Annotated in this window: 12 protein-coding genes; 10 read left to right on the top strand and 2 right to left on the bottom strand. The window is 55.6% G+C overall.

The genetic code is table 11. The features are described from left to right. Positions 1–326: 326 nt before the first annotated feature. Positions 327–2,348 (bottom strand): DNA helicase Rep, encoded by a 2,022-nt coding sequence (gene rep / locus B4923_RS19370; protein WP_109491350.1) that lies wholly within the window; start codon positions 2,346–2,348, stop codon positions 327–329. Between the two features lie 163 nt (positions 2,349–2,511). Between rep and ppiC the strand changes: the two genes are divergently transcribed. Then, positions 2,512–2,793 carry a peptidylprolyl isomerase PpiC gene (gene ppiC / locus B4923_RS19375; RefSeq protein ID WP_109491351.1) on the top strand — a complete coding sequence of 94 codons (282 nt, stop codon included), beginning with the start codon at positions 2,512–2,514 and terminating at the stop codon, positions 2,791–2,793. A 62-nt stretch (positions 2,794–2,855) separates the two neighbouring features. Here ppiC and putA read toward each other — a convergent pair whose 3' ends face one another. Continuing rightward, positions 2,856–6,827, bottom strand: a complete 3,972-nt coding sequence (putA, locus tag B4923_RS19380; protein ID WP_109491352.1) for a trifunctional transcriptional regulator/proline dehydrogenase/L-glutamate gamma-semialdehyde dehydrogenase — start codon at positions 6,825–6,827, stop codon at positions 2,856–2,858. A gap of 253 nt (positions 6,828–7,080) precedes the next feature. Here putA and putP point away from each other — a divergent pair, with 253 nt between their 5' ends. The 9 genes from putP to dagF all read left to right on the top strand — a co-directional run bounded on the left by putP (position 7,081) and on the right by dagF (position 14,350). Further along, positions 7,081–8,565, top strand: a complete 1,485-nt coding sequence (gene putP, locus B4923_RS19385) for a sodium/proline symporter PutP (protein WP_109491353.1) — start codon at positions 7,081–7,083, stop codon at positions 8,563–8,565. 272 nt (positions 8,566–8,837) lie between these two features. After that, the gene (locus B4923_RS19390) at positions 8,838–9,179 is read left to right on the top strand and encodes a glycine dehydrogenase (protein WP_109491354.1); all 342 of its coding nucleotides are present in this window, start codon (positions 8,838–8,840) and stop codon (positions 9,177–9,179) included. Between the two features lie 17 nt (positions 9,180–9,196). Then, positions 9,197–9,559 (top strand): SFCGS family glycine-rich protein, encoded by a 363-nt coding sequence (locus B4923_RS19395; protein WP_109491355.1) that lies wholly within the window; start codon positions 9,197–9,199, stop codon positions 9,557–9,559. 2 nt (positions 9,560–9,561) lie between these two features. Continuing rightward, complete coding sequence (locus tag B4923_RS19400) at positions 9,562–9,861, top strand: DUF4312 family protein (protein WP_109491356.1); 300 nt, start codon at positions 9,562–9,564, stop codon at positions 9,859–9,861. Positions 9,862–9,902: 41 nt separating this feature from the next. After that, entirely contained in the window at positions 9,903–10,679 is a 777-nt protein-coding gene (locus tag B4923_RS19405; RefSeq protein ID WP_109491357.1) for a DUF4311 domain-containing protein, read from the top strand. A gap of 12 nt (positions 10,680–10,691) precedes the next feature. Beyond that, positions 10,692–11,336 carry a DUF4310 family protein gene (locus B4923_RS19410; protein WP_109491358.1) on the top strand — a complete coding sequence of 215 codons (645 nt, stop codon included), beginning with the start codon at positions 10,692–10,694 and terminating at the stop codon, positions 11,334–11,336. Between the two features lie 41 nt (positions 11,337–11,377). Then, a complete protein-coding gene (locus tag B4923_RS19415; protein ID WP_109491359.1) occupies positions 11,378–12,511 on the top strand; it encodes an amidohydrolase/deacetylase family metallohydrolase in 1,134 nt (377 codons plus the stop codon). After that, the gene (locus B4923_RS19420) at positions 12,495–13,613 is read left to right on the top strand and encodes a DgaE family pyridoxal phosphate-dependent ammonia lyase (RefSeq protein ID WP_109491360.1); all 1,119 of its coding nucleotides are present in this window, start codon (positions 12,495–12,497) and stop codon (positions 13,611–13,613) included. The genes B4923_RS19415 and B4923_RS19420 overlap by 17 nt, the downstream gene beginning before the upstream one ends. After that, entirely contained in the window at positions 13,610–14,350 is a 741-nt protein-coding gene (dagF, locus tag B4923_RS19425; protein WP_109491361.1) for a 2-dehydro-3-deoxy-phosphogluconate aldolase, read from the top strand. Before B4923_RS19420 ends, dagF begins: the two co-directional genes overlap by 4 nt. Positions 14,351–14,371: the final 21 nt, after the last annotated feature.

Below are 14,371 nucleotides of genomic sequence, written 5' to 3' on the forward strand. Positions count from 1 at the left end.
TAGCAAAGACCATGCCATCTTTTATCTGATTGTTTTTAAAGTAAAATCCATTAACTCAAATTTTTCCTAAGTCAAATTTGAGCAAGAAATTGCGCAGACTTCCCGAATCGTTTGCAAACATTGCGCAAAAAGTGATGTATGCTGGGAAGTGAGCAAGAAGTTGCGCAGAATTGGCACTTACTCTGAAAATTTGACTTAATGATGTGAGACCGCAGTCTTTTTGAACGATTTCAACGATGAATAACCAAAATTATCGCAAAAAACATTAACATAAAGCAGGTTAATAATTATTCTGGTTATGAGTTTAACTTCAGTCTGGGAGAGTTCTACTCCCCCTTGGCTTTCGCCAACTGCGCGCGGATGCTGGCCAGGTGGCTTTGTCCCTTCTGCATCCGTTCCTGAGCACTGACCACTTTCCGCTCGGTTTCCCAAATCAAGTCATCCTGCGGTAACTCAAGCAAGAAACGGCTGGGTTCGGGACGCACCAATTCCCCGTACTGACGCCGCTCTTTGCACAGGGTAAATATCAGTTCGCGCTGAGCGCGGGTGATGCCGACATACGCCAGCCGCCGCTCTTCATCGACATTATCTTCATCAATGCTGCTTTGATGCGGCAGTAGCCCCTCTTCCATCCCGACCAGAAACACATAGGGAAACTCGAGGCCCTTTGAGGCGTGCAGCGTCATTAACTGCACCTGATCCAGCTCTTCTTCGTTTTCTCCCCGCTCCATCATATCCCGCAGGGTGAAACGCGTGACGACTTGCGTCAGCGTCATGGGTTCATCCAGATCCGACCCTTCAAGCATTTCCGTCATCCAGCTAAAAAGCTGATTCACGTTTTTCATCCGCATTTCTGCGGCCTTGGGACTGGGCGAGGTTTCATACAGCCAGCTTTCGTAATCCAGCCCGTGGATCAGATCGCGGACCGCCGCCACCGGTTCACGATCGGCCAGACGAGCGATGTCTGACAGCCACTGCGTAAACCGTTGCAGGGATTCCAATCCACGCCCGGTCAGCGATTGACCGAGCCCAAGATCAAAACTGGCGTTAAACAGGCTTTTGTTTCGCTGGTTCGCCCACTCTCCCAGCTTTTTCAATGTCGCCGGGCCAATCTCTCGTCGCGGCGTATTGACGATGCGCAAGAACGCGCTGTCGTCATCCGGATTGGTTAAAACACGTAAATACGCCAGCAGATCCTTGATCTCGGGACGCGAGAAAAACGACGTGCCGCCAGAAATTCGGTAAGGGATCCGATTCTGCATCAGCATTTTTTCAAACAGGCGTGACTGGTGATTGCCGCGATACAGAATGGCATAGTCGCCATACTGGGTCTTTTTAATGAAATGATGAGCGATCAGTTCGCCAACCACCCGTTCGGCCTCATGATCCTCGTTGTTGGCGGTAATCACTTTCAGCTCATCACCATAGCCCAGCTCCGAGAACAGCCGTTTTTCAAACACATGCGGGTTGTTGGCAATCAGAATATTGGCCGACTTCAGAATGCGGCCGGAAGAACGGTAGTTCTGCTCCAGCTTGATGACCTCCAGCTTCGGGAAATCCTGCTGTAACAGCACCAGATTCTGCGGGCGGGCGCCACGCCAGGAATAAATCGACTGGTCGTCGTCGCCCACCACGGTAAAACGTGCGCGGCTGCCCACCAGCAATTTCACCAGTTCATACTGGCTGGTGTTGGTATCCTGATATTCATCCACCAGCAAATAGCGTAAGCGATTCTGCCAGCGTTCCCGTACTTCATCGTTACGTTTGAACAGCAGCGTCGGCAGCAGGATCAAATCGTCAAAATCCAATACGTTACAGGCACGCAGATGGTCGTGATACAGCGAATAACAGTGAACAAACAGCTTATCGCGTTCAGATCGCGCCATAGCGGCCGCACCGGCGGGATCGACAAGGTCGTTTTTCCAGCCTGAGATCGTTGACGTTAATTGCTGCAACAGCGTTTTATCGTTTTCCAGCCACGGCTCCGTCAGCTCTTTCAGCAAAGCCATCTGATCCTGATCGTCAAACAGGGAAAAGTTGGCTTTCATCTCCAGCGCCGCGTACTCGCGTTTGATGATCTCCAACCCCAGCGTATGGAAGGTGGCGATCACCAGTCCGCGAGTTTCTTTGCGACCCAGCGTTTGCGCGACTCGCTCCTTCATCTCACGCGCGGCTTTATTGGTGAAGGTTACCGCGGCGATATGGCGGGCCTGATACCCGCACTGACGGATTAAATGCGCAATTTTATTGGTAATAACGCGTGTTTTACCCGAACCGGCCCCCGCCAGCACCAGGCAAGGGCCGGTAACGAATTCGACTGCGTGTTGTTGGCTGGGGTTTAAACGCATAACGATATTGCTCACTCATCAAACGGAAAGGGATTGTAGCAGAAAGCAGAATCGATCTTGAGCGGGGATTTATTCATCACGGAAAGCACGTCGCAGTCCACATCTGACGTTGCAGATGTTACATTGCGCACAGGAATCTTCCTCTTAAATAAAGGTAACTATAATGGCAAATACCGCAGCCGCACTGCATATTCTGGTCGATACCGAACAGCAGGCCAACGATATTCTGGCCCAGTTGGAGCAAGGAGCCGACTTTCAGAAACTGGCACAACAATATTCCACCTGCCCGTCAAAACGTAACGGCGGCGATTTAGGTGAATTCCGCAAGGGTGATATGGTCCCCGCCTTTGATAAAGCGGTCTTTTCCTGCGAATTGCTGAAACCCGTTGGCCCGGTGAAAACCCAGTTCGGCTATCATCTGATTAAAGTGCTGTACCGCAATTAACCCCTTCTACGCGCCTTGCCGGACGCAACGGCCATTGCCCGGCAAGGTTACCTCACCATAACCTAGCCGATTGTCATCAGGCTGGCGTTGCCTCCCGCAGCAGCGGTGTTAATACTCAGCGAACGTTCATACAGCAGTCGCTCCAGCAAGATATGGATCTCACCGCGAGTAAAACCCTGTACGGAAACAATCGGGCCATGGCGTTCCGCAAGCTGTTGGCTCAGTTGGCGCAATTGATCCGCATCGCCATGATAGATCGCCGCATCAAATATCCGATCGTCTTGCTGCCAGTCCTGACTGAACTGAATTCGTGATTGAACGGCACCCGGTAAACGGCGATACAGCGTCTGCAATAACGGCGTATCCGTCCACAGCACGCGTCCTCCCGTTGCCAGCACGGCAGCCAGTTGAATCAGCGCATCCTCGTCGTTGTCCGCCAGACACAACACTCGCTCACGCGGCGCCAGCGTATAGGTATTGCGTTCTCCCGTCGGCCCCGGCAGCAGACGCGTCGTACCCGCCAATCCATGCGCCGCATACTGCTGGCATATCACCGCCAACTCGCGATGATGCCCGGTAATCGCCCATTTCTCCAGAGCCCTCAACGCCGTCAATAACGTCGCTCGCACGCTGGCATCCACGGTTTGCTCGCGATCCTGATGGGCCAGTCCATTCAGCACCGCATCATCCGGTTTGTGTGACAACAGCCGATACAGATAAAGCGGTCCGCCCGCTTTCGGCCCGGTACCAGAGAGCCCTTCCCCGCCAAATGGCTGAACGCCGACCACGGCGCCCACCATATTGCGGTTGACATACTGATTGCCCACTCTGGCGTTACCGGTTACGCGCGCGATGGTTTCGTCAATACGCGTATGTAAACCCAGCGTCAAACCATACCCTGCCGCATTAATCTGTTCGATCAGCGCGTTGAGATGTTGGCTTTGATACCGCACGACGTGCAATACCGGCCCAAACACCTCTTGTTGCAGTTCGTCTACGCTTTCCAACTCGATAAGCGTCGGTTTGACGAACGTTCCCCGCGACCATTGCGGTGCATCCTGCGGCGGTGATGCAGGCTGGAAAACCTTGCGTCCTTTCGCCCGCATACGCTGAATATGCCGCTCAATAGACTGTTTCGCATCCGCATCAATCAGCGGACCAATATCGGTGGACAAACGTTCCGGGTTGCCCATCCGGCATTCGGCCATCGCCCCACGCAGCATTTGCAGCGTATGATCCGCGACCTCCTCCTGAATACACAGGATACGCAGTGCCGAACAGCGCTGACCGGCACTGTCAAATGCAGAAGCGACGACATCGTTAACCACCTGCTCGGTCAGTGCGGAGGAATCAACGATCATGGCATTCAACCCGCCGGTTTCGGCAATCAGCGGCGTAAGACGCCCCTGCGGATCCAGCCGTCCGGCGATGCTGCGTTGCAGCAGACCGGCAACGTCGATCGATCCGGTAAACATGACGCCACGCACCCGGCTGTCATTGACCAGCGCGGCGCCCACGTTTTCCCCCCGCCCCGGCAGCAATTGCAATACGCCGGCAGGTACGCCCGCCTCAAGCAGGATACGCACGGCCTGAGCCGCAATCAGCGGGGTTTGTTCGGCGGGTTTCGCCAGAACGCTGTTACCCGCCGCCAGCGCGGCGGCAATCTGTCCGGTAAAAATTGCCAACGGAAAATTCCACGGACTGATGCAAACCACCGGCCCCAGCGACCGATGTGAATCATTGGCAAACGACTCGCGTACCTGAGCGGCGTAATAGCGTAAGAAATCAACCGCCTCACGCACTTCGGCAATCCCATTGCCGAACGTTTTACCGGCTTCGCGAACCAATAATCCCAGCAGTTGCTGCAACTGACTTTCCATCATATCTGCCGCCTTGTTCAGCACGTCTGCACGCTCTGTTGGCGGTGTGGCAAACCAGATCGCTGCGGCCTTGACGGAGGCTTCCAGCGCCCGGGCGACATCCCGGTCGCTGGCTTCACGCACATATCCCACGATGTCACGCGACTCGGCAGGATTGATCACGGGTTTTGCCGCTTCCGGTTCAGATTCGTCGTCAATAACCGGCGCGGCTTGCCAGAGCAGTGCCGCGCTGGTCAGCAACGCGCTGGATAGTGAAGCAAGACGGTGTTCATTGGACAGATCGAGCCCGCCGGCGTTACGCCGAACATCGCCGTACAAATGGCGGGGTAAGGGAATTCGGGGATGCGGAAGGCCGATTCGCCCTTCCGCCGCCGCCAGCGCTGCTACGTCGCTGATGGGATCGGCCACCAGTTTCTCAAGCGGCAGGGTCGAATCGGCAATACGGTTCACAAAGGAAGTATTGGCGCCATTTTCCAGCAGACGGCGCACCAGATAGGCCAGTAGCGTTTCATGCGTTCCGACCGGCGCATAAATGCGGCACGGACGATTCAATTTTCCTTCGGCAACCTTGCCCACCACCTGTTCATAAAGCGGTTCACCCATGCCGTGCAGACATTGGAATTCGTACTGGCCGGGGTAATAGTTGTTGCCAGCCAGATGGTAAATCGCACTTAAGGTTTGCGCGTTATGCGTGGCGAACTGGGGATAAATCAGATTTGGCGCCGCCAGTAATTTACGCGCACAGGCCAGATAGGACACATCGGTATAAACCTTGCGGGTATAGACCGGATAGCCTTCAAGTCCATCAACCTGCGCGCGTTTGATTTCACTGTCCCAATAGGCGCCTTTCACCAGACGAATCATCAGACGCCGATGGCTGCGCCGGGCCATGTCGATGATGGCATCAATGACAAACGGGCAACGTTTCTGGTAAGCCTGAATGACAAATCCAATACCATTCCAGCCAGCCAACTGTGGCTCAAAGCAGAGTTTTTCCAGCAGATCGAGGGAGATCTCCAGTCGATCCGCCTCTTCCGCATCGATATTGATCCCAATGTCATACTGGCGGGCCTGTAATGTGAGCGACAGCAGACGCGGATACAACTCTTCCATCACCCGCTCATATTGCGCCCGGCTATAGCGGGGATGCAGGGCGGACAGCTTGATGGAAATGCCCGGTCCCTCATAGATGCCCCGGCCATTGGATGCTTTGCCGATGGCATGAATCGCCTGGCTGTAAGACGCCAGATAAGCAGCGGCATCCTTCTCCGTTAGCGCCGCTTCCCCGAGCATGTCATAGGAGTAGCGGAATCCCTGCGCCTCCAGTTTGCGGGCATTCGCCAACGCTTCAGCAATGTTTTCGCCTGTCACAAACTGCTCGCCCATCAGACGCATCGCCATATCCACGCCTTTACGAATCAACGGTTCACCGCTTTTTCCAATGATCCGGTTCAGTGAATTCGACAGGTTCGCCTCATTGTGCGTGGCAACCAGCTTACCAGTGAATAACAATCCCCAGGTCGCAGCGTTAACAAACAGCGATGGGCTGTGACCAAGATGCGCATGCCAGTCGCCGGCACTGATTTTATCGCGAATCAGCGCATCACGCGTGGGCCTGTCGGGAATACGCAGCAATGCTTCAGCCAGGCACATCAGCGCCACGCCTTCCTGAGAAGAAAGTGAAAATTCCTGTAGTAATCCCTGTACCATGCCGGCACGCCCGGTGGCGCCTTTTTGTCCTCGCAGGCGTTCCGCCAGACGATGAGCCATTTTCTGCGTCAATTGCGCCATTTCTGCCGGAAGTTTTGCCTGTTCAAGTAATATCGGCACCAGTTCAGGTTCAGGACGACGATAGGCAGAGGTGATGGCGGCACGAATAACGGACTGGGGCAATACCTGTTCTGCAAAATCAAGAAAGGGTTGATGGGTTTCTTCTTCCTGAGATTGCGGCATAATCTCTTCCGCTTCAATTTGGCTGAACGCAGCCGGTTGTGGTATCTCAGGAGTGTCGGTGCCACTTTCGAGGCGTTCGAGATAATTAAAAATGGCCTGTTTGATAAGCCAGTGCGGCGTGCGATCGATCCGCTGTGCCGCTGCTTTGATCCGGTCACGCATTGCCTCGTCGAGTTTTACACCCATCGTGGTAGAACCCATTCGCCCCACTCCTGTGATTGAAAAGGACACATAGCCAACGTCAATATCGATCACGTTGCAACTTTGTGCAACCTTGTTAACAAATGTAGTCGGTTGCAACCTACAGGCGTCTGCATCTCCAATAGATTGCGAATACCGGCAGTAACATGAAAAATGAAAGCCGTATCTGTGCCTCGTTCCGGCCAGAGTGATAAATACAAAACACACCGCCGCCGTGAAGGGTGTGCGAATAATAATGAAAGTGGAGAATTGAATGACAATGAGCACACCAATGCTGGTGACGTTTCTGGTGTATATCCTTGGGATGGTACTCATCGGCCTGTTCGCCTATCGCGCCACCAATAGTTTTGGCGATTACATTCTGGGCGGACGTAAAATGGGAAGCGTGGTGACGGCGCTCTCAGCCGGCGCATCAGACATGAGCGGTTGGCTTTTGATGGGATTGCCTGGCGCCGTCTTCATCTCCGGCATCTCTGAGAGCTGGATCGCCATCGGCCTGACGATCGGAGCCTACCTTAACTGGAAATGGGTGGCAGGTCGTTTACGCGTTCATACCGAAGTCAACCACAATGCGCTGACGCTGCCAGATTACTTTACTCACCGTTTTGAAGACACCAGCAAATTACTGCGGGTGATTTCCGCGCTGATTATCCTGATATTTTTCACCATTTACTGCGCCTCTGGCGTCGTAGCCGGCGCCCGTCTGTTTGAGAGCACCTTTGATATGAGCTATGGCACCGCGTTATGGGTCGGAGCCGCCGCGACCATCGCCTATACGTTTATCGGCGGATTTCTGGCGGTAAGCTGGACGGATACCGTACAAGCCAGCCTGATGATCTTCGCCCTGATCCTGACGCCCGTGATGGTGATCCTGTCGCTGGGCAATATTGATACCTCGCTGATGGTGATTGAAGCGAAGAATCCCGCCAATCTGGATATGTTTAAGGGTCTGAATTTCGTCGCCATCATTTCACTGATGGGCTGGGGTCTTGGTTACTTCGGACAGCCACATATCCTGGCGCGCTTTATGGCCGCGGATTCCCACCACACCATTCACAGCGCACGCCGTATCAGTATGACCTGGATGATCCTGTGTCTGGCGGGAGCGGTGGCGGTCGGCTTCTTCGGCATTGCCTACTTTACCAACCACCCGGAACAAGCGGGTAACGTATCGCAAAACAGTGAGCGTGTGTTTATTGAACTCTCGATGCTGTTGTTCAACCCATGGATTGCCGGCGTTCTGCTATCGGCGATCCTGGCGGCGGTTATGAGCACCTTAAGCTGTCAGCTTCTGGTCTGCTCCAGCGCGATCACTGAGGATTTATACCGTCCATTTTTGCGCCCAAAAGCCACGCAGAAAGAGCTGGTGTGGGTCGGCAGGGCGATGGTGCTGCTGGTGGCGGCCATCGCCATCATCCTGTCGGCAAACCCGGAGAATCGCGTGCTGGGGCTGGTTAGCTATGCCTGGGCCGGTTTCGGCGCGGCTTTCGGTCCGGTGATTCTGATTTCCCTGCTGTGGTCGCGTATGACCCGCAACGGCGCGCTGCTCGGGATGATTGTCGGCGCGGCGACCGTACTAATATGGAAACAGTATGGCTGGCTGGGACTGTATGAAATCATCCCCGGTTTTGTGTTTGGCAGCCTGACCATTTTTGTCGTCAGTCTGCTAGGCCGTGCGCCATCTCAAGCGATTACCGAGCGTTTCAATAAAGCGGAAGCGGAATTCAAATCGATCTGATCGCGACAGGCGCCGTTCACGGCGCCTTGATCGTCTGGCGGCCCCTCACCCCAGACAACCAAACGGGGGAGATGGCGTGTCATTTCCCCCTCCTCTCCCCCGCCCCGGCATGATTCATCCGTTTCCCGGCGATATCGTTACTCACTGAAATTATGTGGTCTGGATCACTAATGCCTTCCGGATTTCCACTTTGAAGTGGAAAACAACTCGCTACAAACCCTTCTTCTCCGGCGGTAGTGTGGCATTCAACACTATTAAATCAGATACGACATGTGAATAACGGAGCGGTAATGAACAAAACCGGGAGTCGTGAAGCAGAGCAAAGCGAGCAACTCGCCGATCGCATGCTGGTATGGATCGGCGAATTACTCAAACGCCATAACATCACCCCGAATGGGGTGCAGAAACAGATGCTGGTATCCCATGTTCGGGCGATGGCGCACCGGTCGGTGACCGGCGAGCCGCTGCCGGACGTGGAGGCCAGCCTGTTTGAAGAGATTTCCGCCGACTCAATGCGTCTGGCGCGTGAAGTCGTGATGGAATTTGGCAATCTTCCCGATGAAGAGGCCTGGCTGCTGTCGGTCCACTTCGAAGTGGCAAAAGAGAACCTTTAACTGTTCAGGAGTGAGTGATGGATAAAATTACCGTAGTCATTGGCGATCGTCTGGGAAAAGGTCAGAAAGTCGCGGCCGGCGTCAAGAAAGCGGGTGGCCGTGCGGTGGTCGTGCCCGGTATGGCCGCTGATATGAAGCTCGGCGACGTAATGAAAGTGGAAAACGCCACCTTCGGTATCTCCTTCTGCGGCAGCGGCGGCGCAGGGGCGATCACGGCGCAGAATAAGCATGGCTACAAAGCCAGATACGGCATGCGTTCGGTCGAGGAAGGCGTAACGGCGATCAACGACGGCTGCAACGTGCTGGGCTTTGGCTTTATGGACAAAGAAGAGCTGGGTGAGCGTCTGGTAGAAGCCTGGAAGAAGAAATACGGTGCCTGACCATGAAAACGCAATTCACCACCACGGTTAGAGTTCGTGGCAAGGGGGAGACCAAGAGCAGAGCCTTTGCCGACGCGCTGAACCACGTTCAGGCAACGGTTATGCAGTCTTCCCCTCACATTTTACTGCGTATTGAGCCACAGGATGTGCAGGTTGTTCATGCACGTGAAGCGGTGCGTAAAGAGGCGTTTCTGTTTTTCTTTCTGCGCCGGGAACGACGCACATTCAGCGTCGAGGTGGATGTCACCGTCAACGTGACGGCCATTAATCTCGATAACGTGGATTTTGTCACGCAAACCTGACTGTTTAAACGACAAGTTGTTCAACATGAAAGGGCTGGCTGATGTTCTTAATAATATTAATAAAATCGCTCATCATCGGCGCGCTGGTCGGCGTGGGTGTCGGTGCCGGGGCGGCACGTATGTTCCATGCCCCCACCACGCAAGGGATGGGCGCGTTTCGTACACTGGGCGAGTTGAATGCCTGTGAAGGCGATCCCGCCTCTCACTTCTCCTTCGGTCTGGGCTTCTTCTTCAACGCCTGGGCCTCGTCGGTGGCGGCGGGCGCTTTCACCCAGGACGTTGACCATCGCATCATTCCCAACTGGGGCGCCGCGGCCCTGATGATAAAAAACCGCAACGTAGCGGAAACGCTGCACGATCCAAGAAAAATGGCAATTGCCTGCGGCATCATCGGCATGATTGTCGTCACCTTCCTGAACCTGACCGCGTCCTCGGTGCCGGAAGCCTTGCAGGTGACGGCGGTGAAAGTGCTGGTGCCGGCCGCCAACCTGCTGGTCAATACCGTGATGCCGGTGATTTTCTGGCTGGCGGCGATTGATGCGGGCAAGAAATCAGGTTTCTGGGCAACCGTATTTGGCGGGGCGGCGCAGCTCATTATGGGCAACGCCGTACCGGGTCTGGTGCTCGGTATCCTGATAGGCAAAGGCGTCGAAGAGAGCGGCTGGAACCGCGTCACCAAAGTGATGATGACGGCCATTGTCGCGCTGTTCGTCCTGAGCGCTTTCTTCCGGGGTTTCGACATGAATATGATCGAATCCTTCAATCTGACCGTGCCGGACTGGCTGGATCGTATTCATCACCTGATGAGCGGAAAATAACAGGAGCCAACAATGGAAGAGAATAAAGGGTTTTGGTATGCCGACTGGTCATTTCCGATCTTTGTCGGCCTGCTCTCGTCAGGGGTATTCGCCGGTACGCACATGTACTACCTCTACGGTATCGGCGCCTTCAACGAAGTGGCGTTCGTTTCCATGCTGCGCGCCGGAATGGATACCGGCGTTTACGGCGCGGTGGCGGCGTTTGGCGCGAGTTTCCTGTTCGCTCGCATCATTGAAGGTTCGCTGGTGGGAATTCTGGATATCGGCGGCGCCATTCAGACCGGCGTAGGGCTGGGCATACCGGCGCTGCTGCTCGGCGCCGGGTTTGTGTTCCCGGTCGCCAACTTCGCCGCCTCGCTGATAACCGGTCTGGTGATCGGTCTGGCGATTGGCTATCTCATCATTCTGGCGCGTAAATTTACCATCAACCAGAGCGATTCCACCTACGGCGCCGATGTCATGATGGGCGCGGGCAACGCGTCCGGCCGCTTCCTCGGACCGCTGATTATTCTCAGCGCGATGACCGCGTCGATCCCGATTGGTATCGGCTCACTGATTGGTTCCCTGCTTTTTTACCTGTGGCAGAAACCCATCACCGGCGGCGCGATTCTGGGCGCGATGCTCTTCGGTTCGTTTTTTCCGGTGGCCATCAGCTAATCTGGCGGGCGCGATAGCGTCCGTCCCAACAGGAGACACGCATGTTTGATTTACTGCTTCGCCGCGCGCGGCTGGTGGACGATACGCTGATTGATATCGCCCTTCAGGATGGACGCATCGCGGCGCTGGGCGATTTATCCGGCCCGGCACGCAAGGAATGCGATCTTCAGGGGGAACACTACGTCAGCGCCGGCTGGATTGACTCCCACGTTCACTGCTACCCGGCATCGCCGATCTATCACGACGAACCGGACAGCGTGGGGATCGCCACCGGCGTCACCACCGTGGTGGATGCGGGCAGCACCGGCGCGGACGACGTGGACGATTTTTATCGCCTGACGCGTGAAGCCACGACCGACGTTTACGCGCTGCTGAATATTTCCCGTGTCGGCCTGATCGCTCAGAACGAGCTGGCCGACCTGACGCACATCGACAGCGCTGCCGTGCGCGACGCGGTGGCACGCCATCCTGATTTTATCGTAGGCATCAAGGCGCGCATGAGCAGCAGCGTCGTGGGCGACAACGGCATCACGCCGCTGCAACGGGCCAAAGCGATCCAGAAGGAAAACGGCGACCTGCCGCTGATGGTGCATATTGGCAATACCCCGCCGAATCTGGACGACATTGCGGCCTTGCTCACTTCCGGCGACATCATCACGCACTGCTATAACGGCAAACCGAACCGTATTCTGACCCCGGCGGGCGAACTCCGCGCCGCGATCCTCCGTGCGCTTGAGCGCGGCGTACGGCTTGATATCGGGCACGGCTCCGCCAGCTTCAGCTTCGCGGTCGCCAGGCAGGCGATAAGCCAGGGCATTTTTCCGCACACCATCAGTTCAGATATCTATTGCCGTAACCGTATCAATGGACCGGTATATAGCCTGGCGCATGTGATGTCCAAATTTCTCGCCATCGGCATGTCGCTGCCACAGGTCATTGACTGCGTAACCGCCAACGCCGCCGACGGGTTGAGTCTGACGCACAAAGGCCGTCTGGCCGTAGGACTTGATGCCGACCTGACGATTTTTGATCTTAATCGCGAGCCCGTCGTTTTTGCAGATAGCGAAAACGACAGCCTTCAGGCCGAACATATTTTGGTTCCGCTGGCCGCCATACGCGCGGGCAAGGGGTTTCTGACTGAACACGGGAGAGCTTTACATGCCTTCGATTTATGAAAAATACGATTTAAAACAGGTTATCAACGCCTCCGGGCGCATGACGATGCTGGGGGTGTCTATCCCACGCCCGGAAGTGGTGGACGCCGTTACCGCCGGCATGAATCACTACTTTGAGATGAAAGATCTGGTGAATAAAACCGGCGACTACATCGCACAGCTATTGAACGTGGAAGCCGCCACCGTCGTGTCCTGCGCCTCTGCCGGGATCGCACAGGCGGTTGCCGCCATTCTGGTGAAAGACAACGACTGGCTGCTGGAAAACCTGCACGTCACTCCCATCGAAAACAACGACATCCTGTTGCCGAAAGGCCATAACGTCAACTTTGGCGCGCCGGTCGGCACCATGGTGGCGCTCGCCGGCGGCAAGGTAGTGGAAGCCGGATACGCCAACGAATGTTCGGCCGGGCAGCTCGCCGCGGCCATCACGCCGCGCACCGCCGCTATTCTGTACATCAAATCCCATCACTGCGTGCAGAAAAGCATGCTCAGCGTAGATCAGGCGGCGGCGGTCGCGCGTGAACATCACCTGCCGCTGATCGTAGACGCGGCAGCCGAGGAAGACTTGCTATGTTATTACCAGGCCGGCGCCGATCTGATTATCTACAGCGGCGCCAAGGCGATTGAAGGCCCCACCAGCGGGTTGGTAATCGGTAAAAAGCGTCATGTGGAATGGGTTAAGCGCCAGTCCAGTGGCATTGGCCGCGCCATGAAGATCGGCAAAGAGGGCATTCTGGGGCTGACTTGTGCAATTGAGCATTATCTCACCGCCACGAAAGAGAGCGGCGCGCAGATGGTGGAAAAGATGACCCCCTTCATCGGCCGGTTGAATACCCTTGATGGCGTCTCCGCCCGTGTGGTGTGGGACGGTGCCGGACGCGACATTGCCCGCAGTGAAATCAAATTTGACGAGGCGATCACCGGCATTGCCACCGGCGATCTTGTCAATGCGTTAAAACAAGGCAAATACGCGATTTATTTCCGTGGCTACAAAGCCAACGAAGGCATTATTGAAGCGGATGTACGCAGCGTCACGGCTGAACAGCTGGACATTGTGTACCGCCGTATTCGCGACGTTCTGAATCAGGAGAAAAGTGCATGAAGCTGACCCCCAATTTTTATCGCGATCGCGTTTGCCTGAATGTGCTGGCGGGGTCAAAAGCGAATGCCAGCGCCATCTATGAAGCCGCCGAGGGCCACGTGCTGGTTGGCGTGCTATCCAAAAACTACCCCGATGTGGCCAGCGCCGTTGCAGATATGCGCGACTACGCCAGGCTTATCAATAACGCGCTTTCCGTCGGACTTGGCGCGGGCGATCCCAACCAGTCGACGATGGTCAGCGAGATTGCCCGCGAGGTGCAGCCGCAACACGTCAATCAGGTCTTTACCGGCGTGGGCACCAGCCGTGCGCTGCTTGGACAGAATGATACCGTGGTGAACGGCCTGGTTTCCCCGACCGGCAGACCAGGGTGGGTGAAAATCTCCACCGGCCCGCGCAGCAGTCGGGAGGCTGACGGCATCGTCCCGATCGACACCGCAATTGCGCTGTTGAAAGACATGGGCGGCAGCTCGATTAAGTATTTCCCGATGGGGGGGCTTCAGTGCCGGGACGAGTATCAGGCGGTCGCCGTCGCCTGTGCGCGCCATGATTTCTGGCTGGAGCCGACCGGCGGCATCGATCTGGACAACATTGGCGATATTCTGCAAATCGCGCTGGATGCAGGAGTAAGCAAAATCATCCCCCACATCTATAGTTCGATTATTGATAAAGCAAGCGGCGATACCCGACCGAACGATGTGCGTACCTTGCTCGCCACCGTGAAACAGCGAGTAGCATAGTTCTGCGGGCCGCCCATATAC

The sequence above is a fragment of the Brenneria roseae subsp. americana genome, assembly GCF_003115815.1.
GTDB classification, from domain to species: Bacteria; Pseudomonadota; Gammaproteobacteria; order Enterobacterales; family Enterobacteriaceae; genus Brenneria; species Brenneria roseae.

What these genes read in the sequence shown, in the direction of transcription:
- rep (WP_109491350.1), bottom strand. Translation starts at nt 2,348, where the DNA reads ATGCGTTTAAACCCCAGCCAACAACACGCAGTCGAATTCGTTACCGGC.
- ppiC (WP_109491351.1), top strand. Translation starts at nt 2,512, where the DNA reads ATGGCAAATACCGCAGCCGCACTGCATATTCTGGTCGATACCGAACAG.
- putA (WP_109491352.1), bottom strand. Translation starts at nt 6,827, where the DNA reads ATGGGTTCTACCACGATGGGTGTAAAACTCGACGAGGCAATGCGTGAC.
- putP (WP_109491353.1), top strand. Translation starts at nt 7,081, where the DNA reads ATGACAATGAGCACACCAATGCTGGTGACGTTTCTGGTGTATATCCTT.
- B4923_RS19395 (WP_109491355.1), top strand. Translation starts at nt 9,197, where the DNA reads ATGGATAAAATTACCGTAGTCATTGGCGATCGTCTGGGAAAAGGTCAG.
- B4923_RS19400 (WP_109491356.1), top strand. Translation starts at nt 9,562, where the DNA reads ATGAAAACGCAATTCACCACCACGGTTAGAGTTCGTGGCAAGGGGGAG.
- B4923_RS19405 (WP_109491357.1), top strand. Translation starts at nt 9,903, where the DNA reads ATGTTCTTAATAATATTAATAAAATCGCTCATCATCGGCGCGCTGGTC.
- B4923_RS19410 (WP_109491358.1), top strand. Translation starts at nt 10,692, where the DNA reads ATGGAAGAGAATAAAGGGTTTTGGTATGCCGACTGGTCATTTCCGATC.
- B4923_RS19415 (WP_109491359.1), top strand. Translation starts at nt 11,378, where the DNA reads ATGTTTGATTTACTGCTTCGCCGCGCGCGGCTGGTGGACGATACGCTG.
- B4923_RS19420 (WP_109491360.1), top strand. Translation starts at nt 12,495, where the DNA reads ATGCCTTCGATTTATGAAAAATACGATTTAAAACAGGTTATCAACGCC.
- dagF (WP_109491361.1), top strand. Translation starts at nt 13,610, where the DNA reads ATGAAGCTGACCCCCAATTTTTATCGCGATCGCGTTTGCCTGAATGTG.